This is a genomic window from Caballeronia sp. LZ029 (assembly GCF_031451275.1).
Taxonomy (GTDB): Bacteria; Pseudomonadota; Gammaproteobacteria; order Burkholderiales; family Burkholderiaceae; genus Caballeronia; species Caballeronia jiangsuensis.
Window position 1 is genome coordinate 912,681 of record NZ_JARUXO010000003.1, and the last position, 22,961, is coordinate 935,641.

Here is a 22,961-nt window from a genome sequence, read left to right on the forward strand (position 1 = left end):
TTGGCGTTCAGAGGAAGCGCGCGGCGAGCGGCTCGATGACCTTGTCGTACGAAGCCTGCATCGAATCGAGGCAATCTTCGCACGCGTCGGTGCGCGAGCGCATGCGGGCGCGCGCGAGACGGAACTGCATGACCATCGCTTCGCTCGCGAGCGTCTGCGCGCTCGTCTGGATGTCGCTCGGGACGTCCACGCCGTGACACTTCAGCCAGCCGAGATACTTCGACAGCAACTCGAAGTTCGAGCCGAGCTGACGCATCACGTTGAACGTGTAGAGGTGATAGTACGCGGGATCGCGTTCGAGCAACGCGCGCAAATGCTCGGGGAATGCGGCGCGCCATTGCGCGACCGGGTTCGTCGCAGGACGATCCGCGAGCCGCAACGCGAGCAGTTCGACCGAGCGTTGCACCATCGCATCGCCTTCGAGCGGCGCACGCGCGCGCTTCACGAACTCGACGTACGGGAAGAGCGCGTGCACATCGCCGGCGAGGCCCGGCATCAGGCGGAACACGCCATCGTAGTCCTCGCCCGATAACGCGAAATAGCCCGCGTTATGGAAGTACGTGATGCGCTTCGCGTCGGTGTCGATGGCATCGATGGCGATGGTCGTCTTCGTATGCGTCTGCCGATATGCGGTTGCACGCGTATCGGGCAGATAGTACGAATCCATTTCGACCACCACCATCTGCCCGCGCCGCGTCTGCTCGCGCACATGCGCTTCCAGCGTGTCGTAGATCGCGAGCTCCTGTGCCTGCAGGCCATAGAGCCGCGATATATCGTCGAGCGAGAACTTCGGGAACGTGAACTGATCGCCTTCGAACGCCTGCGTCACCGTGAAGCCGAGCGCCGCATGCGGATCGCAACCGTAGTGATGCAGCAACTCGATCCACAAGTCGACGTAACAGTTGGTCTCCAGCCACACGCGCTCTTCACGATGCAGCAGGTGCTGGCGGTACGCGCCGTCCGCGGACGCGGACGGTGCGGTCACGGCTTCTGCCGGCGAGCGTGCGTTCATGTCTGGCTTCCCAGATTCGCGAGACCTTCTTCGATGAGCGGCGCCTTGTCGCCCCACAGCAACTGACGCACTTTCTCAGGCCACGCCTTGACATCGAGTCCGTGGTGACGGAAGAGCGCGAGCGTCGTGCGTTCCATGCCGAAGCCGACGCATGCGGTATGCGCGACCTGCTCGTCCGCCTGACGAATGTGCCAGAGCTCGCCGAAATGGTCCTGGTGATAGTTGAACGACAGGCACGCGGTCGGACGGTCGGGCGTCGCGACGGGCACGAGCAATTCGAACTTCAGTTGCTGCGCGCGCTGGCTATCCGCGACGATCATGCCGCCGCGCCCGAAGAACGGGTCGTTGGCGAGGTCGATCTCGAAGGGCAGTTCGAGCAGGTTCACGAGCAGCGAGCCGCGCTCGATCCACTTCTGACGGAACGCCATTACCTGCTCGGGGCTGCCGACGCGAATGTATTCGCGCATACGGAACATCTGCATGCGGCCCGGATCGATGGACGGTTCGTGACGGAAGCAGTACGAGAACGCATCGAAGGTCGCGCCGTCTTCAGCGAGATTGCCGCGCTTCGCGACGAGCGGATAGATCGGATAGCATGCGGCCGGCGTGAGCACGAGGCGCGTGGGCTTCTGCTGATCCATCCATTCATCGGAACGCTCTTCTTCCTCGCCGATATGCACGACCTTGTCGAGCGCTTCGAGCAGGCGATGATGCCCGCGATCGTTGCCCTGGAACGAGTGAATCGTGCCCGCGAGATTCGGGAAGCTCTTCAGATACTCGCTGTCCTCGAAATCGCGGCGGCGCATCGCGGGCGGAAAGCGCAGCACTTCCGCGTGCTGGTCCGCGCCGAGCATCGTGATCGCCTGATTGAGGCGCTCGACGACGTCCTCGAACACTTCGCTGCGGCCGTAGAGACCGTCTTCGCCCGTGTCGAGCAGAATGCCCGCTTCGATCAGGCGATCGCGCAAGGTCAAGTCCGATTTGTCGTAAGGTGCCTGAGTCTCTTGTGCTCGTGCTTGTGCTTCGGCCTGCATCATGGCGGCCTGTTCCGTCGGCATGTTCATATCGTCAAAGGGTCCCCGTTGCGGCGCGCTGCGCAAGCAGCAGATTCGCCGTGTTCAATTCGATGCGATCGTTGCTGATCATGAGCGGCGCCGAGTGCAGATCGCGCAGATGGCGCCCCACGCTGAACGGCGTGTCGTTCTTGTAGCCGGCCATGCCGCAGATCATCAACGTTTCCTGCACGACGTGCACCGCCGATTGCGAAATCGCCAGCTTGAGCATGTTCAGGTCGGCATTGATGCCGATCGACGCCGTGAGCGGCGCGTCGTCGTCGTTGCTCTGGCTTGCCTTGCGCAGCGCGCGTTCGGCCTGAGCCGCTTCGACATTGGCGAGCGATTCGCGCAGACGCGCCTGCATCATCTTGATGAGCGTGAGCACTTGCGAAAGCCGCGCGGCCGAAGGCGGCAATGCGGGCTTGCCGCGCGCCTGATTGCGGAAGAACTGATGCGCGCGATTGGCCGCGTCGCTCGCGATGCCGCACCATACCGACGACCACAGGGTATGCGACACGGGCAGCATGCTTTCGTCGGCGATGCGCGAGAACGGCGCCGGCAGGATCTGCTCAGCGATACCGCTCGCGACGAGCCGATGTCCTTCGCTGCACGTGCCGCGCATACCGAGCGTGTCCCACGTGCCGCGCTGCTCCAGCGTGAACGTATCGCGCGGGGCGACGATCAGCACCTGATCGGAGGGCGGCGCATCCGGATGACGGCGCGCCGTCACGAGAATGCAGTCGGAATACTTGCCGTACGAGATGGTCGGCGCGAGCTTCTCGATGCTGAATGCATTGTCGACGAGATCGACCGCGCATGCGCTCGTGCGCATGTTGCCGCCGATATTCTCTTCCGACGTCGCCGATGCGAGCAGCAACTGCTCGCTGACCATGCGCGCAAGGAAGTCGCGCTGCCAGGGCACGTTCGCGCCATGATCGACGATGCACACGACCTGGCTCTGATGCATCGCATAGATCATCGCGGAGGACGCGCAGCCTTGCGCCAGGGCCTCGCACAAACGCGCGACGCTGGTCAGCGTCAGGCCGTCGCCGCCGTACATCTTCGGGATCATCGCGGAGAAGAGGCGCTCTTCCCGCATCGCAGCAACGGCTTCGGCGGGAAAGCGCGCTTCGCGATCGACCGCATCGGCGTGCTTTGCCGCGACGGCCGCCACGCGCTTCGCGGCTTCGATCAACTCGCTTTCGCTGCGCGCGCTCGCGCTTTGCGCGAGTTCGGCGATTTCAAGCTCCTGAGCCGGCGCGTTCATGCGGCCGCCTGCGAACGACGCAGTCCGTCGACGGCCGATGCGAGCGAATCGACGCTCGAGAAGAGCCGGCGCGTGAGCATGTTATCGGGAATCTCGATGCCGAATTCGTCTTCGATCGCCAGCATCACGTGGACCGTGGCGAGCGATGAGAGACCGGCGGCGTAGAGATCGTCGTTGTCGGCAAGCGTGTCGATAGGCACGTCGAGACGAGCGGACTCGGCGAGGATGCGACGCAATTCAGTTTTCATTTTCTGTGTTTTCCCTTGTACCCGGCCATTGGCGCAATAAATCCGGATTGCGACGATGAGTTCTTATCGAATGTCGCTAACTCCGGGGCGAATCGGCAGCGGTGTTGTTATGTCTCGTGAAGACGATTCCACGAGCGCCCTCGCACGCACTGTCTTCTTATGAATTTTGTTTGATCGTATTTAACGAATTTGCGGCCATATGCGTCCGTGCGATGGCGCACGGAGGGCCTCGAAGACAAAGCGCCGCTCTGTGCGATATCGAGCATGTCTCGATCCGGTGCGATGATTCACACTCGACGCGAGCCGCGCATAGGCGGCGAGCCGGTAACTACTGCGCATATTCAAATGAGAACGTTGCAATAACTATGCGCATCCGAAAGCCTTTTGAAAAATAACGAACGGGGTGAGGTAATTGGTACTGATCTCTTTGCTGGCGATATTCGTTGCGCTTTTCGTCGTCTGGAAAAGGCGGCGCGGCGCGATCCTGCTCGTCGCGGCTATCGTGTTCTGGTTGCTCGGCAGCGTGCTTCCCGGGCCGCTCGTGCGGCTCGCGAACGACACGTACGCGTCGATGAAAGACCCGAGCTTCGGCCCGCGCATGGCGATCGTCGTGCTCGGCGGTGGGACGTCGTACGATCGCGAGCGGCGTCTCGTGCCCAAGGGCGATGCGACAACGCGTATCGTGCTCGCGGCATCGCTCTACAAGCGCTGCGAGGAGATGGAGAAGGCGTGCTTCGTCATCGTGAGCGGAGGCAATCCGCAACATCACGAGCAAAGCGAAGCGGATGTGTATGGCGCTCTGCTGCTAGACGCCGGCGTCGCGCGAAAGGATCTGATCCTCGAAAACCAGAGTCTGGACACCTACGAGAACGCGCGCAATACCGAGAAAATACTACGTGCGCGGCAATACGATACGTCGGTGCTGATTACGTCGTCGCTTCATATGCGCCGTGCGATGCTCGCGTTCGATGCGTTCGATCTGCATCCGCAGCCCGCGGTTGCGTATATCCGTCCGGCATTGACATGGTGGCTGCCGCGCCGTAAAGGATGGTTCGATTCGAACAGCGCATTGCATGAACTGGTCGGCATCGCGCGCTTTTATGTGTGGCGATGGATCGGGCTGTATTGAGATGGAGGCGTTTGTGCGGCGCATATACTTTGCTTATTTGCCGCACAGGAGACCATTAATGAACCAACTGATCCGGGCCATCGCATTTGCCGCGGACAAACATCGCAATCAGCGCCGCAAGGACGCGGAGGCGTCGCCGTATATCAATCATCCGATAGCGCTTGCCAATGTGCTCGCCAATGAAGGCGGCATCGACGACGAGCGCGTGCTGCTCGCGGCCGTTCTGCACGACACGATCGAGGATACGGACACCACGCACGACGAACTCGTGCAATGGTTCGGCGAGGAAGTCGCGCGCATCGTCGCCGAAGTGACGGACGACAAGGCCTTGCCGAAGGCCGAGAGAAAGCGCCTGCAGATCGAACATGCGGCGCATATCAGTCGTGCCGCGCAGCTCGTGAAGCTCGCGGACAAGATCTGCAATCTGCGCGATATTCTCGCCATGCCGCCTGCGAACTGGAGCGAGGAAAGAAAGCGCGAGTACTTCGAGTGGGCCAGGCGTGTCGTCGATGGTTTGCGCGGCGCGCACGCCGGACTCGAAGCCGCGTTCGACGAGATGTATCGCAAAGGCGTGACTTCAGGGCACGCGGTCGCCTGAACCGAGCGCTTCCGTCAGATAACGCGCCGTGCGGCTCGCGGCATGGCCGGCGATACGTTGCGGCGTACCCGTCACGACGATGCGGCCACCATCCTCGCCCGCACCCGGACCGATTTCGATGACCCAGTCGGAGAGCGAGGCGACGCGCATGTCGTGCTCAACGACGACGACCGTGTTGCCCGCATCGACGAGGCCCTGAAGTTGCGCCATCAGCCGGTCGACGTCGGCGGGGTGCAGACCGGTCGTCGGTTCGTCGAGGATATAGAGCGTGTCGCCACGATGCGCGCGCTGCAATTCCGTTGCGAGTTTGATGCGCTGCGCCTCGCCGCCCGAGAGTTCCGTCGCGGGTTGCCCGAGCCGCAGATAACCGAGGCCGATGTCGCGCAGCACGGCGAGCGCGCGCATCACGTTCGGTTCATCGGCGAAGAACTCGCATGCGCTATCGACGGTCATGTCGAGCACATCCGCGATGTTCCTGTCGCGCCATGTGATCTCCAGCGTTTGCGGGTTGTAACGTGAGCCGTGACAGGTCGCGCACGAGGTATAGACGCTCGGCAGGAACAGCAGCTCGACGCTCACGAAGCCTTCGCCCTCGCATGTCGGGCAGCGCCCTTGCGCGACGTTGAACGAGAAACGTCCCGCGCCATAGCGGCGCTTGCGCGCGGCGGGCGTGTCGGCGAACAGCTTGCGCACGTGATCGAAGAGGCCGGTGTAAGTGGCGAGGTTCGAGCGCGGCGTGCGGCCGATCGGCTTCTGATCGACGCGCACGAGACGACGGATCGTCTCCATGCCTTCGACGATGCGTCCGCCAGCCGATGTGTCCGCTTGAGCGAAGAGCGGGTCCTGTTCGTCTTCGCTGGCTTCGTCGAGTGCGCGCCCGAGCCGCTCCGCGATGAGTTCCGGCAACGCCTGACTCACGAGGCTCGACTTGCCCGAGCCTGAAATGCCGGTGACGGTCGTGAAGGCGCCGAGCGGAAACGCGGCGTCGATGCCATGCAGGTTGTTGCGCGTGATGCCTTCGAGCCGCAGCCAGCCGCGCGGCTCGCGCGCCGTGCGCTCGATCGTGTGTGCCGGCGCGAAGAGATGCTTGCGCGTCTGCGATGCCTCGATCGATGCGAGGCCTTCGGGCGGTCCGCTATAGAGCACGTGTCCGCCTTGTTCGCCCGCGGCCGGACCGACATCGACGAGCCAGTCCGCGCGTCGCATCGTGTTCAGATCGTGCTCGATGACGAAGAGCGAATTGCCCGCGGCCTTCAGCCGCTGCAATGCGGCGAAAAGTGCTTCGTTGTCGGCGGGATGCAGGCCCGCGGACGGTTCATCGAGCACGTACACGACGCCGAACAGTTGCGATGCGAGTTGTGTCGCGAGCCGCAGGCGCTGCAGTTCGCCGGAGGAGAGCGTGGGCGTCGCGCGATCGAGCGACAGATAGCCCAGCCCGAGATCGATGAGCGTGCCGAGCCGCTCCAGCAAGTCGGCGGCGATGCGTTCGGCGGCGGCGCGTTTCTCGTCGGAGAGATTGGCCGTGCGGCGCACGTCGGGCGCGGCCTTGTGCGCGGAGCCGCCAGCCGCTACCCGCTTCGCCGTCGCCGCGATCCGGTCTTTCTTCGCAAGCGCGCGACTCGGCGCGTCGTCGTGCGAAGGCCACTCTCCGCGTGCGATGGGTGCAAGCAGATCGGCGAGACGGCTCAGCGGAAGACGCGCGAATTCGGCGATATCGAGCCCCGCGAACGTCACCGACAGCGCTTCTTTCTTGAGCCGCTTGCCGTGGCATGTGTGGCAATCGCTGCCGACCATGAAGCGCGACACGCGCTTTTTCATGAGCGCGCTTTGCGTGTGCGCGAAGGTATGCAGCACGTAGCGGCGCGCGCCGGTGAAGGTGCCCTGATAGCTGGGCTCGGCGCCGCGTTTCAGGGCCGCCTGCGTCTCTTTTGGCGTGAGGCCGGCATATACGGGCACGGTCGGCTGCTCTTCGGTGAAGAGAATCCAGTCGCGGTCCTTCTTCGGCAGGTCGCGCCAGGGTGTGTCGACGTCATAGCCGAGGGTGACGAGAATGTCCCGCAGATTTTGGCCGTGCCACGCGGGCGGCCACGCTGCGACGGCGCGCTCGCGGATCGTGAGCGAGTCGTCGGGCACCATCGACTTTTCCGTGACTTCGTAGACGCGCCCGAGGCCGTGACACACGGGGCACGCGCCCTGGACCGTGTTCGGCGAAAAGTCTTCCGCGTAGAGCATCGGCTGCTTCGGCGGATAACTGCCGGTGCGGGAATACAGCATGCGCACGAGGCTCGAGAGCGTCGTCACGCTGCCGACCGACGAGCGCGCATTCGGTGCGCCGCGCTGCTGCTGAAGGGCGACGGCGGGCGGCAAGCCCTCGATCGAATCGACCTGCGGCACGCCGACCTGTTCGATGAGCCGCCGCGCATAGGGCGCGACCGATTCGAAATAGCGCCGCTGCGCTTCGGCGTAAAGCGTACCGAATGCAAGCGACGATTTGCCGGAACCCGACACGCCGGTGAAGACGACGAGCGCATCGCGCGGCACGTCGACATCGACATTTTTCAGGTTGTGCTCACGCGCGCCGCGAACGCGCACGAAACCTGCTGTGGATGCAGATGCGGCTTCGTCGCGTTCGGCTGACTTGCGGGTGGTTTTGCGGACATCCATGAGTAAGGAGGGCGAATTTGATGGCCGTACGCGGCAATGGAAGTCAAAGGGCGAGCATGCAGCATGCCATATACCAGATGGCATTTTGCGTTACGCATCTTGAATGCGAAATGCGCGCCGACCGGTGATGAACCTGATCGACGAGGGAAAAAATGAGGACGACTGGATTGAGGCTTTTGATCGCGCTGACGGCGGGCGCAACAATAGGCGTGACGGGCGCGGCGATGGCGCAGTCAGGCGGCGGCAACGGCAATGGCGGTTCGGGTGGCGGCAACGCCCACGGAGCGGCGACGGCCGGACCGACCGTCGGCGGGGACAATACGTCCGCGGCCGGCAGCACGCACCAGGGTGGCTATCACTTCAAGCACAAGAAGAAAGCGAAGCCCGCGACGACGCCGACGCAGTGACGCGGCGATGTGAGCGTCGGGCGTCGCGGATCAGGCCGCGGCGCTTTCCACGTCGATATCGTCGGTGCCGAGGCGAGAGAAGATGTCGCACACGGCGCGCATCTCCGCTTCGTCGCGAATGCTTACGATCACGCGTGTGACGCTGCAAGCGAGGTCCGCGTCGCCGCCATCCGCGCCGAACGAGGGGAGGATGTCGTCGCTCGAAGCGTCCAGCCCGTACGGGTAGTCATGCGTGTCGACCACACCCAGATGCTCCCCGTGGCCCGCGTATTCCGCCGCGATCCACTGCGTCTGCGCGTTGTTGCTCTGTATCTGCGAAGCGTGGAAATCGGCGAAACCGCTCATGCTCGCCACGCGCACGCGATCGGCCGCGATGCCTTCCGCGCGCAAGTCTTCAAGTGCTTCATCCAGCTTACGGGAGCCGTGGAACGCTCCGATTACTTCACGCATCATTTGCTCGTCTCCTTGCCTGCCAACCTCGATGCCGCGCACCAGTATCGCTGCGAAATCTGCGATTGTGAATACGGATGTGCACCGGCTTTCGCCTGATCGATGAGCGAGACGCGCGAGAGGCGCAAGGCGCGTGGTGTAACGCATAGACACGCGCGGCGACGAGCCGGTGAACCGCTGTAATCAGGCTCGCGACTGCGCGAGATGATGGCGAATCCAACGGATGCGGCATGGATTCGCGAGCCTTGTTTCAAAACGATCGCGCCGCCGGCGCGCGGCTGATGCCGCCTGGCTGGCGCGATTTCACTTCATGCGGTACTTGAACTTTACGCCGCAACAGACGGTTTATCAACGCTTTGTTTTGGCCCTAATCGCATGATTTTGATGGGGTTTTCCATCATGGCCGGCGCGGCGCCGAATGCGGCCCGTGCGAATCGGCATTCGCTTCTCATTAAAGCGAGTCCTGCGTCTAGTGCTGCGCGCAGCGACGCAGCGCAAGTCAATAGTCATCGTACAAGCTGTGGCGCGCGCCCTATAATGAGCCATCGAGCACACAAAGACCGGTCTTTCAATGTCCCAAGCCCTCGCGTCCGGCGCGCTTCGCCGCTCCCGCAACCTCACCGAGGAAGTCGTCGCCGAGTTGTCGGAACGGATTCGCAGCGGCGCGCTTCAACCCGGCGACAAGCTGCCGACTGAATCGGAAATCATGGCGCAGCTCGGCGTGAGCCGCACGGTCGTGCGCGAGTCCATCTCGCGGCTGCAGGCGGGACGGCTCGTGCAGACGCGGCACGGCATCGGCACGTTCGTGCTCGAAGCGAGCGATCAGGACCGTTTTCAGATCGAGGCCGCGGGCGATCTCACCGTGCGCGATGTGATGGCGATTCTCGAATTGCGCATCAGCCTCGAAGCGGAGGCGGCCGGTCTCGCCGCCATGCGCCGCACTGATGAAAATCTCGCGCAGATGCGTCGCGCGCTCGACGACTTCGAGCGGCTCATCGAAGCGGGCGAGGGCAACGCCGTCGCCGCGGACGTCGCGTTCCATCTCGAACTCGCGAAGGCCACAGGCAACCGCTATTTCCACAGCATCCTGAGCCAGCTTGGCAATACCATCATTCCGCGCACGCGCGTCAATTCGGCGGCGCTGGCACACAACGATCCCGCCGGGTATCTCGATCGCGTGAATCGCGAACACGAAGATATTTACGATGCGATCGAGCGTCGCGATCCCGAAGCGGCGCGCGCGGCGATGCGCATGCATTTGTCCAATAGCCGCGAGCGGCTGAGGCGGGCGCAGGAGGCGTCGGCGAAGACGCAGGACGCGGGTTGATTCGTGCCCGATGCCGAATCATCCTCGATGCGCGCGCACGAAAGCGGCGATCGCATCGTTCACTTCATCGGCCGCATCGCGATGCGGTGAGTGCCGGCACTGCGTCAGCTTGACGAGCTGCGCGTGATCGACAGCCGCCTTGATCTTATCGATTTGCAGCATCGACGCATATTCGTCGTCATAACCTTGAATGGCGAGTAACGGCCGCCTGATCGACGATATCTCTTCCGTGATATCCCAATGCAGAAACGCGGGATTCAGCCACGCATCGTTCCATCCGTAAAAGGCTGAATCGACATCGTCGTGATAAGCCTGCAGCTTGTCTTTGAACGATGACGTTTCATACGTGCTGCGCGCTTTTTCGATGCCTTCGACCGTCATCGGTTCCACGAACAAATGCGGCGCCATGACGGCGAGACCGGCAAGCGCTTCGGGAAACGCGCTTGCGTAAAGAAGGGCGATCGTGCCGCCATCGCTATGCCCGATGAGCCACATGCGCGCGCGTTCTTCAGCGCCGATGCCGAGTGCATCGAGGAATGCGGGCAGCACCTCTTGCGCCTGCCGATGCAGAAACTCGACCGGCCATCGTTCGCCGGATCGACGTGGCGTGGAGCGGCCATAACCGGGCCTTGAATACACGAGACCCCGGCAATTCAGGCGATCGCAAAGCTGCTGCGGCCAGCCTTTCCATAATGCGATCGAGCCCAGGCCTTCATGCAGGAACAACGCGATGGGTGCATCGACGCGTTCCGGATTCAACCATTGATACTCGATCCGTACTGGATAAGCGCCGCCGTTGCATTCGATGAAACGTGTCGGTTCGATGCTTGTTGCTGAATCGGTCATGTGTTCGCGAAAGCTGAATCTGAAGCGCTCAAGGTTATCAGACGTCGCGTGCCGAAACGTTGAACAAAACGCGGGATTCATATCGTCATATTTTTTTCTCTGGACGCCGCTGAACTTTTTCTGCGAAAGTTATTCGTAAGGAACTCGCTGCACTGCAACGTAGATGCGGCCCTTATCGATTCTTTGCGTCATGCACCAAAGACGCGCCTGATCTGGAGAGAAATGCATGAATCGACCGAAACGAATGTTGTTGGAAAACATTGCCTGGGCACACGAAACCGCGCACGCCGATGCGCAATTCTTCACCCGTCTCGCGCAGGGGCAAAGCCCGAAGGTGTTGTGGATCGGCTGCGCGGATAGCCGCGTGCCGGCCGAGACGGTGACGAACGCCAATCCTGGCGATTTGTTCGTTCATCGCAACATCGCGAACCTGTTCTCTCCCTCCGATGACAACACCATGAGCGTGCTGGAATACGCGGTGCGCGTGCTGAAAGTCGATCACGTGATCGTATGCGGGCATTACGGATGCGGCGGCGTGCGCGCCTCGCTCCTGCCGCAGTCGAGCGACTTGCCGCACGTGAATCGCCGGATCGCGCCGCTGTGCGCTTTGGGGGAGCGGCATCGGCACGAACTCGATGCATTCGATGAACTCGATGCGCGCGCGAATCGCCTCGCCGAGCTGAACGTGCTCGAACAAGTGCGTCTCTTGCGGCAGCACGCAATCGTGTGCGAGCGCGACGAGCCGCCGCTCGTTCACGGCTGGATCTTCGGCCTTCACGACGGCCTCATTAACGTCCTCGCGTCCGGCTATGCGGACGAAGACGAAACGCGGGCCACCGAGCCCGCACCGATCACATCGCTGCGGGCCGCTTAAGCCCGCTCTTTCCATCGATCGCCTGACGATGCGATGTCGCTTTCGCGACGTTCGCAGGCCCCAACTCGTTCCAAGAAAAATCATGAACTCTGGTAATCGTATAGCCACTTTCCCGCGCGACATGTTCGCGGGCACTGTCGTGTTCCTGGTCGCGATGCCGCTATGCCTCGGCATTGCCAATGCATCCGGCGTCGAGCCGTTCGCCGGGCTGCTGTCGGGCATCATCGGCGGACTCGTCGTTGCCTTGCTGAGCGGCTCGCAATTGAGCGTGAGCGGTCCGGCTGCTGGCCTGATCGTGATCGTCGTCGATGGCATCGCCGGGCTCGGCAGCTTCTCCGCGTTCCTGCTCGCCGTGCTGCTCTCGGGCGCGATCCAGTTCGGCTTCGGCATGTTGAAGGCGGGGCGCTTCGCGGCCTATGTGCCTTCATCGGTCATCAAGGGGATGCTCGCCGCGATCGGCCTGCTGCTCGTCATCAAGCAGCTTCCGCTCGCCGCGGGCTTCGCCAACGAAGGCGCGCCGGCCGCGAGCGGGCCCGGCATGCTCGGCACGCCGTTCGGTCCTGTCTCCGCGGCGGCGTGCATCGTCGCCGTCGTATCGCTCGCGATGCTCGCAGGCTGGGAAACGCGCGCAATGCGCCGCTTCACGCTCGTGCGCGCCGTGCCCGCGCCGCTCGCGGTGGTCGCGTTCGGCATCGGCGCGACGCTGTTGCTCGACCTGTTCGCGCCGGGTTTCGCACCGCCCGCGCAACATCGCGTCGCGTTGCCGTCGCTCGAATCGTTCGCCGCGTTCACCCATGCGCTCGCGTTGCCGAATTTCTCGCAGTTCGTGAATCCCGATGTATGGCGGCTCGCGTTCACGCTCGCCATCGTTGCGAGTCTCGAAACGTTACTGAGTCTCGAAGCCGTCGAGCAGCTCGATCCGAAGAAACGCACGGCGCATCCCGATCGTGAGCTGAAAGCGCAAGGCATCGGCAACATGATGGCCGGTGCGATCGGCGCATTGCCGATCACGTCGGTCATCGTGCGCAGTTCGGCGAACGTGCATGCGGGCGCGCAGACGCGCTGGTCGTCGTTCGTGCATGGCGCGCTGTTGCTCGTGAGCGTGTTTGCGTTGACGAGCGTGATCAACCTGATTCCGCTCGCCTGTCTCGCGGCGATCCTGATCTTCACGGGCCTTAAGCTCGCCAAGCCTTCGTTGTTCGCGGCCGTGGCGAAGCAGGGCATCGAACGCTTTGCGCCGTTCATCGTGACGATTGCCGGCGTGCTGCTGACGGACCTGCTGATGGGCATTCTGCTCGGCATCGGCTGCAGTCTCCTGCTCGCGATACGCGCGAATCTCAAGCGCCCGATCACGATGACGCAGCACGACGATCATTACCTGGTGTCGTTCCGCAAGGACGTTTCGTTTCTCGGCAAGGTCACACTGAAGCATCAGCTGCGCACCATTCCCGATGGCGCGACCGTGATCTTCGATGCCTCGCGAGCCGACTATGTCGATCCCGACGTGCGCGAGGAAATCGACAAGTTCGTGGCGGCTGCGTCGTCGCGCGGCATGCATGTCGAATGCAGGAAATTGCCGCCTGCGTCGTCGCAAACGGGCGTGGCTGCGATGCGCGGCAGATGGCCCGGTCTGAGCAGGCAAGAGATGCCGTCCGAGTAAGCGATCAACCGGGCGTCGATGGCGTCAGTTGCGCGTACACATCGTGGGCGAGTTCGAGCATCACCTTGCGGTCGATGCCGCCCGATACCGCGTAACCGAAATCGCCATCGATCCAGTAGAACACGTTCACGGGGCCGTCCCGATACAGCTTGAACGCGGTGGTGTTGGTGCTTGTCTTGCGACGCGCGATGCAGAGCGTCACGCGCTCGCCTTTGGCGTCGCGATACATGAATTGCGCGGTCGGGCCGTTATCGCCGGGCAGAATGCGTCCGCCCATCAGTTCGAAGCCGCTTTTCGTGAGCAGCGGCGGATGCACGTCGGTGCCGAGTTTGTTCGACAGATACTGAACGAAGTCCTGCTCGCGGTCCTTGCCGATATCGTCGGGACGATCGACGGCGGGCATGTAGACGACATGCGCGAGCGCGGCCTGACGCGCCATCGCTTCCATTCCTTCGGCGCTCACGTCGCGCGTATTCGCTGCACTCGATGTACTCGTGCCCGCCAGCGACAGCGCATCGCGGCCCATGTTCGTGCCGATGCCAATGCCGATGCCTGCGACGAGCGCCGCCGCCATGCCCGCGAATCGCGGCCAGTTCGCCGCGCCGGACCAGCGCGCTTTCCTCAGCGTGCGCAAGCGCGCGGGGATGGGTTCGTTGAGCACGCGATCGTAGCGCTCATGGAACATGTTATTGAGCGAGAAGTAGTCGCTCACACGCGCGGCCAGAGCGGGATTCAGTTCGATGGCGCGCTCGACCTGTTCGCGGCGTGCGGCCGAAAGCGCGCCATCTACATACGCGTGCAGATCTTCTTCGCTGATCTGAGTCTGTTGGTCGTTCATCGCACCACCTTCAACTTCGCACTGGGTTGCGTGCCGGCCATCAGCGCGCGCAGGCGTTCGCGTCCGCGCGACAGGCGCGACATCACGGTGCCGATGGGAATATCGAGCGCGATCGCCACCTCCGCATAGTTCATTTCTTCCAGCCCGACGAGCAGCACGACTTCACGTTGCTCGGCGGGAAGACGCTGCAAGGCGTAGTCGAGATCGCGCACTTCGAGCGAGCGGATCTGGCCGCCGGGTATCGCGAACTCGCGCTCGCTCAGGTCTTCATCGTCGACGGACACGTGAATCGCACGCGCCGACGCCTTGCTTACCTGATTCACGAATACGTTGTGCATGATCGTGAAAAGCCATGCGCGCAGATCGGTGCCCGCTTCGAATCCTTGCGCGCGCGACAAGGCGCGCTCGATCGTATCCTGCACGAGATCGTCCGCGAGCTCCCGATTGTTCAGCAACGCGCGCGCATAGCGGCGCAGTCTCGGGAGGTGTTCCATCAAGTCGTCGCGGATGTCCATTTATTCCGCCTCTCGCGCCGTCAGCGTCAAGGCGTCGGCGGCGCGCATGACGCCGCGCGTGCCCGCCTGTCCCGCGAGCACATAGCGCGTGCCGCCGACAACCCATGTCAGCAGGCGGATTTCGCCGACGCGCCGCGCGCTCCAGTGCGGTGCGTCGCTCGTGAACGGCGCGGACGCGATCAGAAGAACGACGCTCTCGCCCTCCACGTTGCGGTAATCGTATTCGTCGATATGCGCGAACTTGCCGCCGCGCCGCGTCCGGGTCGCGATGAGTTCGAGGCCGACCGGCGTAAGTTCGATGAAGTGCGGATCGTGCGACACGAGCGGACGCACGTTCGTGCCGCGCTGGTTCGAAGTCTCCATCAACGCCATCACGGCGGCGGCATCGAGCATGTCGGCGGAGACGTGCGTTGCAGCGCACCAGCCGGCGACGGCGATGGCGATGCACGCGGCGACGAATGCGTGGCGCACGACGCTTCTCGTGCGCGTGGCATCGTGCGATGCGGCGCGATCGAAGGCACATTGCGCACGCCGGTTCTCCGGCCGCGCGCTGAGATATCGGCCGACGCGCGCCGCCCTCGCAGGCGACAGCACGCCGTCCGCGAAGGCTTGAATATCTGGTTCGGTGATCGGCTCGTCCATGTCGGCGCATCGTTTTTTTTGGGGCTCTCGATGCGCTAACCTTCTAAACGAGCGTTTTATTCCATCGGTTGCCGGGAATATTTACCAACAGATTGCTGAAGGCGCGATCACGACACGATCGAGAGCGAGAATCCGTCCCATCCCTTGCTCCCGACCGTCTGAATTGCCGTGGAGGAGACGTGCCCATCCGCGGCGAGCATATCCAGAAACGCGCGCACGCCGATCACGTCGGGGTCGCTGCTGTCCGCATCCGCGACGCGGCCCTGACGAATCACGTTGTCCGCGACGATCACGGTGCCCGGGCGGCTCAGACGCAACACGAGGCGCAGATACGTGGGATAGCTCTGTTTGTCGGCATCGAGAAAGATGAAATCGAAAGGCGGGATGCCATCGCGCACGAAGCCTTCGAGCGTATCGGCGGCATCGCCCACGAAGATCGACACCACGCCCGACAAGCCCGCGCGTTCGATATTCTTTCGCGCGACGTCCGCATGATGCTCGACGGCTTCGAGCGTGAGCAACGTGCCATCGGCGGGCAGGGCACGCGCGAGCCAGATCGTGCTGTATCCGCCGAGCGTGCCGAGTTCGAGAATGCGGCGCGCGCCGCGCAGACGCGCAAGCATCTGTAGCAGCTTGCCCTGATTCGGCGCGACGTTGATCGCGGGCAGTCCCGCTTCGACGCTGGACTTAAGCGCCGCATCGAGCGCTTCGTCCGGCGTTTGCGTCCGATCGCACAGGTACTCGTCCATCGCAATCCATTGCTGCTCGTTCATTGCATCTCCCTGTTCGTTGCAGTGATCGCGCTAACGGAACGATTGAATGTTATCGCGATAAACGATTTAGATGGCCCGGCTATCAGCCGGCGGTCCTGACGATGCGGGGCGATTCGCGGCGCAGTTCATGCCCGAGCTGATCGACGGTCAGGCGGATCGCATCGATCAACGCGCGTGCCGCCGGCGATGGCGTGCCGCCCGCGCGCATCGTGAGTCCGATTTCGCGCCGCGTGTTGTGCAGAGGAATGTCCATCACCACGAGTTGCCCCGATTCACACTCGTAGTGCAATTGCTGAACGGATACGGCGGCGAGCATATCCGTATGCATCAAAAGGCCGCGAATGACCGCGAGATCGGCGGTCTCGACGGTCGGCATCGGCGGCTTGAGCTTCCCTCGTTTGAACTGCGCTTCGAACATTCCGCGCGCGGGCGCCTGACTGCGCGGCAGGATCCATTGCGCGGCGATCAGATCCTTGAGCGTCAATCCGCTTTCACTTGCGAGCGGATGCCCGCGACGCGCGAGCACGACGATGTCTTCCGACATCATGCGCTCATTGACGAGACCGCTCGACGCATCGTTCTGGCGCAATGCGCCGAGCACGAAATCGATATCGCCCGCGCGTAGTCCGGCGACGAGTGTTTCGTAGGCGCTTTCGTCGGTCACGATGCGCACGCCGGGATATTGCGCGGCGACGCGTGCGATCGCGCCCGGCAAGATCAGCGTTCTGCCGAGCGGCAGCGCGCCGACCGTGACATAACCCTGAATCGTGCCGCGCAATGCCGCGAGATCATCGGGAATATGGCGCAATTCGTTCAGCGCGCGGCGCACGTGCAGGACGAAGGTTTCGCCTTCGCTTGTGAGCAGCAGCCCGCGCGGGCTGCGATAGAACAGTTGCATGCCCGCGCCCGTTTCCATGATGCGGATCGCGCTGCTGACGGCCGGCTGACTGAGGCCCAGGGTCTGCGCCGCGCTCGGCATATGACGATGGCGCGCGAGCGCAGAGAACAATTGCAGCCGCCGCGTGTTGAGCAGAAAGGCGGGAAGCGTGCCGTCCGACGCGGTTCGGCGGCGCGACTGTCGCGTCGCGCACCATTGCGCCAGCTCTTCCAGTTCCGCGAAGATGCGCTGGCAGCGCAACAACACGGCGCGCCCGGCGGGGGTAGGCAGCATGCCCGACGGACGGCGCTCCAGCAAGGTTTCGCCGACGGCCGCTTCGAGTTCCTGCAACGAACGCGTAACCGCCGATTGCGCGCGGAATAATGCAGCGGCGGCGCGCGTGGCGCTGCCCGTCTGCGCGACAAGACGGAACGCGCGCAGGTACGCGAGGTTGAGCAGTTCGCGATTGTCCATGATGAAAGGTAAATGGATGCCATCAGTTTGATTTATCGCATCGTAACGCCTTCCGAAACGCGCGCTCAGTTTGCGCTAATTGTCGGCGCCGATCATGACGTCATGAATAAACGACAGCCGCCCGCAAACGGCGCTGTCCAATGATCGGAGGGTTGCGCCATGAACCAGCATATTCTCGTCGCCGTGGGACCGAGTTTCAGCGAAGCCGCCTTATCTGCCGCCATTGCACGCTCGCGTGAAAACGATGCGCGTCTGACCGTGCTGCATGTGATCGAGTCGGTTCCGTCGTGGGCGGGCTGGCAGATGGAATGTCTTTGCGACATGCCCGCGCTCGTCAATCAGCTCGCGCTCGTGATTCGCCGCAACAGCGAAAAGATGCTTGCGCGCGCGGGCATCGAAGCGGACTGGCAAACGCGCACGCTGCCCGAAGACGGCCGCAGCATTGGCCGCGTGATCGCCGATGAAGCCGAGCGCCTCGATGCGGACCTCATCGTGCTCGGCGCGAGAAAGCCCGGAGTCTTGAACTGGGGCGTGAGCCACGTTCGCAATGTGGTGTGCCGCCATACGAATCGAGAGGTGTTGATCGCGACCACTAGCGTCGCGCGGAAGGCGCCGGTGATCGCCTTGCGCGATACGGCCTTGCACGCTTCGTGATCAGACGTCGAGAATCCTGAAGCGTTGCAGCGCTTCGATTTGCATCTGAAGATTGCGCGCGCGATTCTCGCGACATAGCGCTTGCGCCGCCGATACATCGCCTTGCCGCAGCGCTTCGACGATCGCGCGCAGATCGCGCGCTTGCGATTCGTCGGGATCGATCAGCCGCAGCGTCAATTCGCGCACGCGGCGCACCTGATCCGAGCATTCGCCGACGATCTGCGTGAGTCGCGGGTTATCGCTCATTTCGACGAGCCGCGCGTAGAACGCTTCACGCGCGGCCGACCACGCTTCGCGATCGTTCTTCGCGAACGCACGCTCCATTTCCGTGCACGCTTTCTCCAGCGCTTTCAGTTCTCGCGCGCCCGGCTTGCGCGCGGCGGCGGTCGAAGCCGCTGTCGCTTCGAGACTCGTCTGCACCTGAAAGACTTCTTCGATATCCGTCATCGACACATTGCGCACGCGCACGCCGTGGCGCGGAATGATCTGCACGAGATGTTCGTTCTGTAGGCGGATGAGCGCTTCACGCACCGGCGTACGGCTCACGCCGAACAGTTGTACGAGTTCCTGTTCGAGCATCTGCGTGCCGGGGCGCAGTTCGTTGCTGATGATCTTTTCGCGCAGCGCCTGATAAACCGTGTCGGTCGATTTCTCGCGCGTTTTGATAATCGCTTCGGCGGTCGGGGCTGGAGCCATGATGGGCATTCCGAAAACGTTGCCGTCGATGCACGGACGATATATCCGCCGGACCAGACGCAGGCGGATGGAATGCCTTCATTATATGAAAAGAAATTCGGCGTATTGCTCAACGTATACGTTAGCGCACGATAAAAAGAAGCCGCCCCGATGAAGGGCGGCTTGAACGGACTTGCGCGCCTGCCGTGCGACCGACAGAGGATCGATCACTTGTCCCAGACTTCTTCCGGCAGCGGCAAGCCCCCGAGGTCGTCCGCCGTCAAGGGACGATCGATCGTCACGCCGTCGCTCTCCAGCATCAGCGTGACTTGCCGCGTGTGTTGCGCGCTATGCCATGCGGTGCGTTCGAGCACTTCGTGCATCGAGCGGCGGCCATAGTAGGTCGGCACGTCATACGAGAGCGTGCGGTCGGATTCATTCGCCCACCAGTCGAGAAGCTTCTTCCGCACGCTTTCGCCCCAGCGCGCGATATCTTCCGCCTGCCATTCATCCGGCGGCTGATCGTCGAAGCCTTCGAAGCGCAACTCGATCTGATGCGCCGCCTGAACGCCCATTTCAGCCACGCGAAACACGTGAAATGTCAGACCGGCGGGCGTGCGATTGCGATTGCGAAAAGGCTTGCGAAAGTAATCGGCGCCGAATTGACGCGTGTAGCGCGCATTGGATTCGAGCACATGCGCGAGTTTGGCGACGAGCTCGGCGGGCGGCAGGGGCGGCGTCGGCGTGGTCTTGAGATCGAGGAAGCGGATCACATCGTTGATCGACTGGCATAGCGTGTACTTCGATCCCAACGCGACCACGGGCACGCTGCGCGCGCCGAGCGCTGCGAGCGCGGCGCGGCCTTCGGGATCGTTGTGCACGTCGATCGATTCGAACTCGATGCCCTGGCGTGCAAGGAATTCCTTCGTGCGCAGGCACGACGAACATCCCGGTTGCCAGAACACGCGGATTCGGGTTGCGGCGGCGGCTTCCTGCATGACGGTTCCCCTCGCGAGTGCCTGATTCAAGGCATTTTCCGCGCGCCGGGTTATGCGGCAAAGCTATGCTTCGTCATGCCGTCATCGTCATCTGCGATGGCAAGCGTTCTTTAAGTACACTGCGGACGTGCCTTACGAGAGAAGCCGCCGCCCATGCCGCCGATCGATCCGCTTTCGCTGAGACTCTTCCTCGCCGTCGTCGATGCAGGCACGATCGCCGCAGCGGCTCAGCGCGAACATATCGCGGCGGCGGCGGTGAGCAGGCGCATCAGCGAGATCGAGGCCATGTTCGGCGTGCCGTTATTGCGCCGCACGAATAAAGGCGTCGAACCTACGGAAGCGGGCGAACGGCTCGCAGCGCTCGCGCATCGTGCATTGCATCAATTCGACGACATCGCCATTCAGATGTGCGACTTCGCGAGCGGCACGAGCGGCATCGTGCGCATTGCTGCGAACATATCGTCGATCGTTCAGTTTCTGCCACGCGACATTCAATCGTTCGCGGCGCGTCATCCGAACGTGCGCATCGTGCTCGATGAAAAACCGAGCGCGCAAGTGGTGCGCGCCGTGGCCGACAATGCGGCGGATATCGGCGTGTTCACGTCCGTCCCTCACGGTCATGCGATTCACGCGATCCCGTATCGCACCGATAACCTCGTGCTCGCGACACCGCCGGGACACGCACTGGCGCAGGCACGCTCGGTTGCGTTCACCGATTCGCTCGATGAAGAGTTCGTCGCATTACCGGCCGATACCGCGATCAGCCAGTGCCTCACGCGTGCGGCGAACGAACTCGGACGCCCGGTGCGCGTGCGCATTCAGGTGTCGAGCTATGACGCGCAATGTCTGATGATCGAAGCGGGATTGGGTCTCGGCGTGATGCCCGAGGCAGTGGCGAAGCAACACGCGCTCGCCGTCGTCGCATTGACGGACGCATGGGCCGCGCGCGAATTGCTCATCGGCGTGCGTTCGCTCGATGCATTGCCCGAGGCGTGCCGCAAGCTCGTCGCGCACCTCACCAGCGTTTGACGCGGTGTTACCATCGGCGCAAGACGGAGATTCATCGGGGAGTGCAGGCATGGCCGCTTCATTGAACGACAAGCCCGTCGAGAGCACGAGACCCGCGAGACGCAACACGACCGAGCTTGCCTATCGCGAACTGCGCCGGCGGATCATCGAAAGCGAACTGACGCCGGGCTCGTATCTGCTCGAACAGGAACTGGGGCTGATGCTCGGCTTCAGCCGCACGCCGATCCGCGAAGCGGCGCTGCGTCTGCAAGGCGAAGGCCTCGTGCAGATCGTGCCGCGTCACGGCATCCGCATCGTGCCGACGTCCATCTCCGATATCAAACACATCTATCAGGTGCTGATCAGCCTCGAATCGACAGCGGCGGCGCTCGTCGCGTCGAGAAGGGATATAGAGCTCGCGCCGCTCGTTCACTCATGCGAGGCCATGACCGCCGCACTCGAACGCGGCGACATGCTTGCGTGGGCGGCGGCGGACGAGGTCTTTCACGAGACGCTCATCGCGCTGAGCGGCAATGCGCGGCTTCACGGCATCGTCATGAATTGCCGCGATCAGGTGCATCGCGTGCGCCGCTTCACGCAGATGGTGAAGGCGCATCCTCAGCCGTCGAAGTCGATACAGGAGCATTACGACATCATCGACGCGATGCGTTGCGGCGATGCAGCGAAAGCGAGCGAACTGTATCGCGCTCATCGCGAGCGCGGCTGGCGCGACCAGACCAACGTGCTGCAGCAATACGGCATCCAGCAAGCCTGAAACAAGAGTTGCGCCCGATGCGACGAGGGTATGTACGCCCTCGGCGAGTCTGGACTTTCGCTCATTTAATGCATACATTAACTTGCACGGTTATTCGGCAAGTAGCACGTCCAGAGCAGGTCAGTAAAACCACAGTGCGGCCGCATGCGCCGAGCACGCTGCGAGACCGCCGATCATGGATGGAGACCCTACATGTTTGCGCTTGGAAAGATCGGGAGCTTTGCGCGCGGTGCCTGTCTCATGTCTTTCGCGGCCGCCTGCGTTTGCGGCGCCAGCGTGCGCGCCGCGCCGCTCACCGTCACGCACTGGGGCGACGGCATGTACGGCGTGCCCTTCGCGGTCGCGATGGAGAAGGGCTTCTTCAAGGAAGAAGGCGTGGACGTGACGGGCTTCATCACGTCGGAAGGCGGCGGCACCACGGTGCGCAACGCGATGGCCTCCGAGATTCCTTATGGCGAAGTCGCCTTGCCCGCGGCGATCTCCGCCGTGAAGCAGGGTGTCGATCTGACCATCGTGCATGGCGGCGTACAGAGCCTCGCCGATCTCGTCTGGGTCGAAAAGAAGGACGGCACGATCACCGGCATCCAGCAGATGAAAGGCAAGACGATCGGCTATAGCAGCCCGAAATCGACGACCGATACCATCGTCACGATCGCGCTCGATCGCGCGGGGTTGACGGGGCAAGTGCAGCGCAAGCCCGTCGGCAGTTCGAGCGGCATGCTCACTTCATTGCAGCAGGGCGCGGTCGATGTCGCTTACATGACGGAGCCTTCGTACAGCGCGAAGAAGGATCAGTTGCGCATCGCGTTTCGTTCGACCGATATCGTGCCCAATGAAACGCAGACGGTCGGCATCGTGCGGACCGATTACCTGAAGACGCATCCCGAAGTGATCAAGGGGATCATCAAGGCGCGCCGCAAGGCGGTGCAATACATGGCCGCGCATCGCGACGAGTCCGCGCAGATTCTGGCGAAGCAGTACAAGATGGACCCGGCTGTTGCGTCTTCCGCACTGAACAACGTGCTTGAGTCCGATCCGAAGTACTGGAGCGAAGGCAGTTTCGATCGCAAGGGCATGGACGAAGTCCTGAAGGGATTGATACTCGTGAAGGCGATTCCCGAAGGCCCGTTCGACTGGTCGAAGATCGTCGACGAATCGCTCCTTCCCGCCGATCTGCAAACGAAGAAGTGAGGCC

At 62.8% G+C, this 22,961-nt stretch carries 25 protein-coding genes; 11 read left to right on the top strand and 14 right to left on the bottom strand.

Annotation, left to right across the window (positions count from 1 at the left end; all coding sequences use genetic code 11):
* Nucleotides 1-7 precede the first annotated feature (7 nt).
* The 4 genes from QCE73_RS23535 to QCE73_RS23550 are packed head-to-tail and all read right to left on the bottom strand — an operon-like array spanning nucleotide 8 to nucleotide 3,582.
* Nucleotides 8-1,012 carry a DUF1839 family protein gene (locus QCE73_RS23535; protein ID WP_309883804.1) on the bottom strand — a complete coding sequence of 335 codons (1,005 nt, stop codon included), beginning with the start codon at nucleotides 1,010-1,012 and terminating at the stop codon, nucleotides 8-10.
* Nucleotides 1,009-2,076 (bottom strand): amino acid--[acyl-carrier-protein] ligase, encoded by a 1,068-nt coding sequence (locus QCE73_RS23540; RefSeq protein WP_309883805.1) that lies wholly within the window; start codon nucleotides 2,074-2,076, stop codon nucleotides 1,009-1,011. The genes QCE73_RS23535 and QCE73_RS23540 overlap by 4 nt, the downstream gene beginning before the upstream one ends.
* A 4-nt stretch (nucleotides 2,077-2,080) precedes the next feature.
* Nucleotides 2,081-3,334, bottom strand: coding sequence for an acyl-CoA dehydrogenase family protein (locus tag QCE73_RS23545; protein ID WP_035504018.1), 1,254 nt, complete (start codon nucleotides 3,332-3,334; stop codon nucleotides 2,081-2,083).
* Nucleotides 3,331-3,582: an acyl carrier protein gene (locus tag QCE73_RS23550; RefSeq protein ID WP_035504019.1), complete on the bottom strand. Its 252-nt coding sequence runs from the start codon at nucleotides 3,580-3,582 to the stop codon at nucleotides 3,331-3,333. Before QCE73_RS23550 ends, QCE73_RS23545 begins: the two co-directional genes overlap by 4 nt.
* A gap of 412 nt (nucleotides 3,583-3,994) precedes the next feature.
* On the opposite strand from QCE73_RS23550, the gene QCE73_RS23555 reads away from it, so the two are divergent.
* Together QCE73_RS23555 and QCE73_RS23560 are read left to right on the top strand one after the other, a co-directional pair.
* Entirely contained in the window at nucleotides 3,995-4,711 is a 717-nt protein-coding gene (locus QCE73_RS23555) for a YdcF family protein (RefSeq protein ID WP_309883806.1), read from the top strand.
* A gap of 58 nt (nucleotides 4,712-4,769) precedes the next feature.
* The gene (locus QCE73_RS23560) at nucleotides 4,770-5,309 is read left to right on the top strand and encodes an HD domain-containing protein (protein ID WP_035504025.1); all 540 of its coding nucleotides are present in this window, start codon (nucleotides 4,770-4,772) and stop codon (nucleotides 5,307-5,309) included.
* Here QCE73_RS23560 and QCE73_RS23565 read toward each other — a convergent pair.
* Complete coding sequence (locus tag QCE73_RS23565; RefSeq protein WP_309883807.1) at nucleotides 5,289-7,973, bottom strand: excinuclease ABC subunit UvrA; 2,685 nt, start codon at nucleotides 7,971-7,973, stop codon at nucleotides 5,289-5,291. The two genes, QCE73_RS23560 and QCE73_RS23565, sit on opposite strands and share 21 nt — an antisense overlap.
* Nucleotides 7,974-8,125: 152 nt before the next feature.
* Between QCE73_RS23565 and QCE73_RS23570 the strand changes: the two genes are divergently transcribed.
* Nucleotides 8,126-8,380, top strand: coding sequence for a hypothetical protein (locus QCE73_RS23570; protein ID WP_238211265.1), 255 nt, complete (start codon nucleotides 8,126-8,128; stop codon nucleotides 8,378-8,380).
* A gap of 30 nt (nucleotides 8,381-8,410) precedes the next feature.
* Here QCE73_RS23570 and QCE73_RS23575 read toward each other — a convergent pair whose 3' ends face one another.
* Nucleotides 8,411-8,833, bottom strand: a complete 423-nt coding sequence (locus tag QCE73_RS23575) for a hypothetical protein (RefSeq protein ID WP_035504031.1) — start codon at nucleotides 8,831-8,833, stop codon at nucleotides 8,411-8,413.
* A gap of 568 nt (nucleotides 8,834-9,401) precedes the next feature.
* Between QCE73_RS23575 and QCE73_RS23580 the strand changes: the two genes are divergently transcribed.
* Nucleotides 9,402-10,157 (top strand): FadR/GntR family transcriptional regulator, encoded by a 756-nt coding sequence (locus QCE73_RS23580; protein ID WP_035504033.1) that lies wholly within the window; start codon nucleotides 9,402-9,404, stop codon nucleotides 10,155-10,157.
* An 18-nt stretch (nucleotides 10,158-10,175) separates the two neighbouring features.
* Here the strand turns inward: QCE73_RS23580 and QCE73_RS23585 are convergent, their stop codons facing one another.
* Complete coding sequence (locus tag QCE73_RS23585; RefSeq protein WP_309883808.1) at nucleotides 10,176-11,003, bottom strand: alpha/beta hydrolase; 828 nt, start codon at nucleotides 11,001-11,003, stop codon at nucleotides 10,176-10,178.
* A gap of 226 nt (nucleotides 11,004-11,229) precedes the next feature.
* On the opposite strand from QCE73_RS23585, the gene QCE73_RS23590 reads away from it, so the two are divergent.
* Nucleotides 11,230-11,877, top strand: coding sequence for a carbonic anhydrase (locus tag QCE73_RS23590; RefSeq protein WP_309883809.1), 648 nt, complete (start codon nucleotides 11,230-11,232; stop codon nucleotides 11,875-11,877).
* Between the two features lie 82 nt (nucleotides 11,878-11,959).
* Nucleotides 11,960-13,537: a SulP family inorganic anion transporter gene (locus QCE73_RS23595; protein WP_309883811.1), complete on the top strand. Its 1,578-nt coding sequence runs from the start codon at nucleotides 11,960-11,962 to the stop codon at nucleotides 13,535-13,537.
* 4 nt (nucleotides 13,538-13,541) lie between these two features.
* Here the strand turns inward: QCE73_RS23595 and QCE73_RS23600 are convergent, their stop codons facing one another.
* The 5 genes from QCE73_RS23600 to QCE73_RS23620 form a co-directional block, all read right to left on the bottom strand.
* Nucleotides 13,542-14,375: an anti-sigma factor gene (locus QCE73_RS23600; protein ID WP_309883812.1), complete on the bottom strand. Its 834-nt coding sequence runs from the start codon at nucleotides 14,373-14,375 to the stop codon at nucleotides 13,542-13,544.
* The gene (locus tag QCE73_RS23605; RefSeq protein ID WP_309883813.1) at nucleotides 14,372-14,890 is read right to left on the bottom strand and encodes an RNA polymerase sigma factor; all 519 of its coding nucleotides are present in this window, start codon (nucleotides 14,888-14,890) and stop codon (nucleotides 14,372-14,374) included. The genes QCE73_RS23600 and QCE73_RS23605 overlap by 4 nt, the downstream gene beginning before the upstream one ends.
* Nucleotides 14,891-15,532 (bottom strand): anti-sigma factor, encoded by a 642-nt coding sequence (locus tag QCE73_RS23610; RefSeq protein WP_309883814.1) that lies wholly within the window; start codon nucleotides 15,530-15,532, stop codon nucleotides 14,891-14,893.
* Between the two features lie 107 nt (nucleotides 15,533-15,639).
* Nucleotides 15,640-16,305, bottom strand: coding sequence for an O-methyltransferase (locus tag QCE73_RS23615; RefSeq protein WP_309883815.1), 666 nt, complete (start codon nucleotides 16,303-16,305; stop codon nucleotides 15,640-15,642).
* Between the two features lie 82 nt (nucleotides 16,306-16,387).
* Nucleotides 16,388-17,656: a LysR family transcriptional regulator gene (locus QCE73_RS23620; protein ID WP_309883816.1), complete on the bottom strand. Its 1,269-nt coding sequence runs from the start codon at nucleotides 17,654-17,656 to the stop codon at nucleotides 16,388-16,390.
* A 12-nt stretch (nucleotides 17,657-17,668) separates the two neighbouring features.
* On the opposite strand from QCE73_RS23620, the gene QCE73_RS23625 reads away from it, so the two are divergent.
* Together QCE73_RS23625 and QCE73_RS23630 are read left to right on the top strand one after the other, a co-directional pair.
* Nucleotides 17,669-17,800, top strand: coding sequence for a hypothetical protein (locus tag QCE73_RS23625; protein ID WP_309883817.1), 132 nt, complete (start codon nucleotides 17,669-17,671; stop codon nucleotides 17,798-17,800).
* A gap of 15 nt (nucleotides 17,801-17,815) precedes the next feature.
* Nucleotides 17,816-18,310 carry a universal stress protein gene (locus QCE73_RS23630; RefSeq protein ID WP_309883818.1) on the top strand — a complete coding sequence of 165 codons (495 nt, stop codon included), beginning with the start codon at nucleotides 17,816-17,818 and terminating at the stop codon, nucleotides 18,308-18,310.
* On the opposite strand, the gene QCE73_RS23635 is transcribed toward QCE73_RS23630, so the two are convergent.
* Nucleotides 18,311-19,006, bottom strand: coding sequence for a GntR family transcriptional regulator (locus QCE73_RS23635; protein ID WP_309883819.1), 696 nt, complete (start codon nucleotides 19,004-19,006; stop codon nucleotides 18,311-18,313).
* A 206-nt stretch (nucleotides 19,007-19,212) separates the two neighbouring features.
* Complete coding sequence (locus QCE73_RS23640) at nucleotides 19,213-20,013, bottom strand: glutaredoxin domain-containing protein (RefSeq protein ID WP_309883820.1); 801 nt, start codon at nucleotides 20,011-20,013, stop codon at nucleotides 19,213-19,215.
* Between the two features lie 123 nt (nucleotides 20,014-20,136).
* Here QCE73_RS23640 and QCE73_RS23645 point away from each other — a divergent pair, with 123 nt between their 5' ends.
* From QCE73_RS23645 to QCE73_RS23655, 3 genes are all read left to right on the top strand, one after another.
* Entirely contained in the window at nucleotides 20,137-21,012 is an 876-nt protein-coding gene (locus QCE73_RS23645) for a LysR family transcriptional regulator (protein WP_309883821.1), read from the top strand.
* Between the two features lie 49 nt (nucleotides 21,013-21,061).
* Nucleotides 21,062-21,766 carry a GntR family transcriptional regulator gene (locus QCE73_RS23650; RefSeq protein ID WP_309883822.1) on the top strand — a complete coding sequence of 235 codons (705 nt, stop codon included), beginning with the start codon at nucleotides 21,062-21,064 and terminating at the stop codon, nucleotides 21,764-21,766.
* A 240-nt stretch (nucleotides 21,767-22,006) separates the two neighbouring features.
* The gene (locus QCE73_RS23655) at nucleotides 22,007-22,957 is read left to right on the top strand and encodes an ABC transporter substrate-binding protein (protein WP_309883823.1); all 951 of its coding nucleotides are present in this window, start codon (nucleotides 22,007-22,009) and stop codon (nucleotides 22,955-22,957) included.
* Nucleotides 22,958-22,961: the final 4 nt, after the last annotated feature.

Excerpts from the sequence above, each read along its gene's own strand:
- QCE73_RS23595 (WP_309883811.1), top strand. The coding sequence starts at position 11,960 with ATGAACTCTGGTAATCGTATAGCCACTTTCCCGCGCGACATGTTCGCG.
- QCE73_RS23560 (WP_035504025.1), top strand. The coding sequence starts at position 4,770 with ATGAACCAACTGATCCGGGCCATCGCATTTGCCGCGGACAAACATCGC.
- QCE73_RS23650 (WP_309883822.1), top strand. The coding sequence starts at position 21,062 with ATGGCCGCTTCATTGAACGACAAGCCCGTCGAGAGCACGAGACCCGCG.
- QCE73_RS23550 (WP_035504019.1), bottom strand. The coding sequence starts at position 3,582 with ATGAAAACTGAATTGCGTCGCATCCTCGCCGAGTCCGCTCGTCTCGAC.
- QCE73_RS23605 (WP_309883813.1), bottom strand. The coding sequence starts at position 14,890 with ATGGACATCCGCGACGACTTGATGGAACACCTCCCGAGACTGCGCCGC.
- QCE73_RS23630 (WP_309883818.1), top strand. The coding sequence starts at position 17,816 with ATGAACCAGCATATTCTCGTCGCCGTGGGACCGAGTTTCAGCGAAGCC.
- QCE73_RS23590 (WP_309883809.1), top strand. The coding sequence starts at position 11,230 with ATGAATCGACCGAAACGAATGTTGTTGGAAAACATTGCCTGGGCACAC.
- QCE73_RS23585 (WP_309883808.1), bottom strand. The coding sequence starts at position 11,003 with ATGACCGATTCAGCAACAAGCATCGAACCGACACGTTTCATCGAATGC.
- QCE73_RS23545 (WP_035504018.1), bottom strand. The coding sequence starts at position 3,334 with ATGAACGCGCCGGCTCAGGAGCTTGAAATCGCCGAACTCGCGCAAAGC.
- QCE73_RS23575 (WP_035504031.1), bottom strand. The coding sequence starts at position 8,833 with ATGATGCGTGAAGTAATCGGAGCGTTCCACGGCTCCCGTAAGCTGGAT.
- QCE73_RS23625 (WP_309883817.1), top strand. The coding sequence starts at position 17,669 with ATGGATGCCATCAGTTTGATTTATCGCATCGTAACGCCTTCCGAAACG.
- QCE73_RS23635 (WP_309883819.1), bottom strand. The coding sequence starts at position 19,006 with ATGGCTCCAGCCCCGACCGCCGAAGCGATTATCAAAACGCGCGAGAAA.
- QCE73_RS23565 (WP_309883807.1), bottom strand. The coding sequence starts at position 7,973 with ATGGATGTCCGCAAAACCACCCGCAAGTCAGCCGAACGCGACGAAGCC.
- QCE73_RS23645 (WP_309883821.1), top strand. The coding sequence starts at position 20,137 with ATGCCGCCGATCGATCCGCTTTCGCTGAGACTCTTCCTCGCCGTCGTC.
- QCE73_RS23570 (WP_238211265.1), top strand. The coding sequence starts at position 8,126 with ATGAGGACGACTGGATTGAGGCTTTTGATCGCGCTGACGGCGGGCGCA.
- QCE73_RS23600 (WP_309883812.1), bottom strand. The coding sequence starts at position 14,375 with ATGAACGACCAACAGACTCAGATCAGCGAAGAAGATCTGCACGCGTAT.
- QCE73_RS23535 (WP_309883804.1), bottom strand. The coding sequence starts at position 1,012 with ATGAACGCACGCTCGCCGGCAGAAGCCGTGACCGCACCGTCCGCGTCC.
- QCE73_RS23655 (WP_309883823.1), top strand. The coding sequence starts at position 22,007 with ATGTCTTTCGCGGCCGCCTGCGTTTGCGGCGCCAGCGTGCGCGCCGCG.
- QCE73_RS23610 (WP_309883814.1), bottom strand. The coding sequence starts at position 15,532 with ATGGACGAGCCGATCACCGAACCAGATATTCAAGCCTTCGCGGACGGC.
- QCE73_RS23615 (WP_309883815.1), bottom strand. The coding sequence starts at position 16,305 with ATGAACGAGCAGCAATGGATTGCGATGGACGAGTACCTGTGCGATCGG.
- QCE73_RS23580 (WP_035504033.1), top strand. The coding sequence starts at position 9,402 with ATGTCCCAAGCCCTCGCGTCCGGCGCGCTTCGCCGCTCCCGCAACCTC.
- QCE73_RS23620 (WP_309883816.1), bottom strand. The coding sequence starts at position 17,656 with ATGGACAATCGCGAACTGCTCAACCTCGCGTACCTGCGCGCGTTCCGT.
- QCE73_RS23540 (WP_309883805.1), bottom strand. The coding sequence starts at position 2,076 with ATGAACATGCCGACGGAACAGGCCGCCATGATGCAGGCCGAAGCACAA.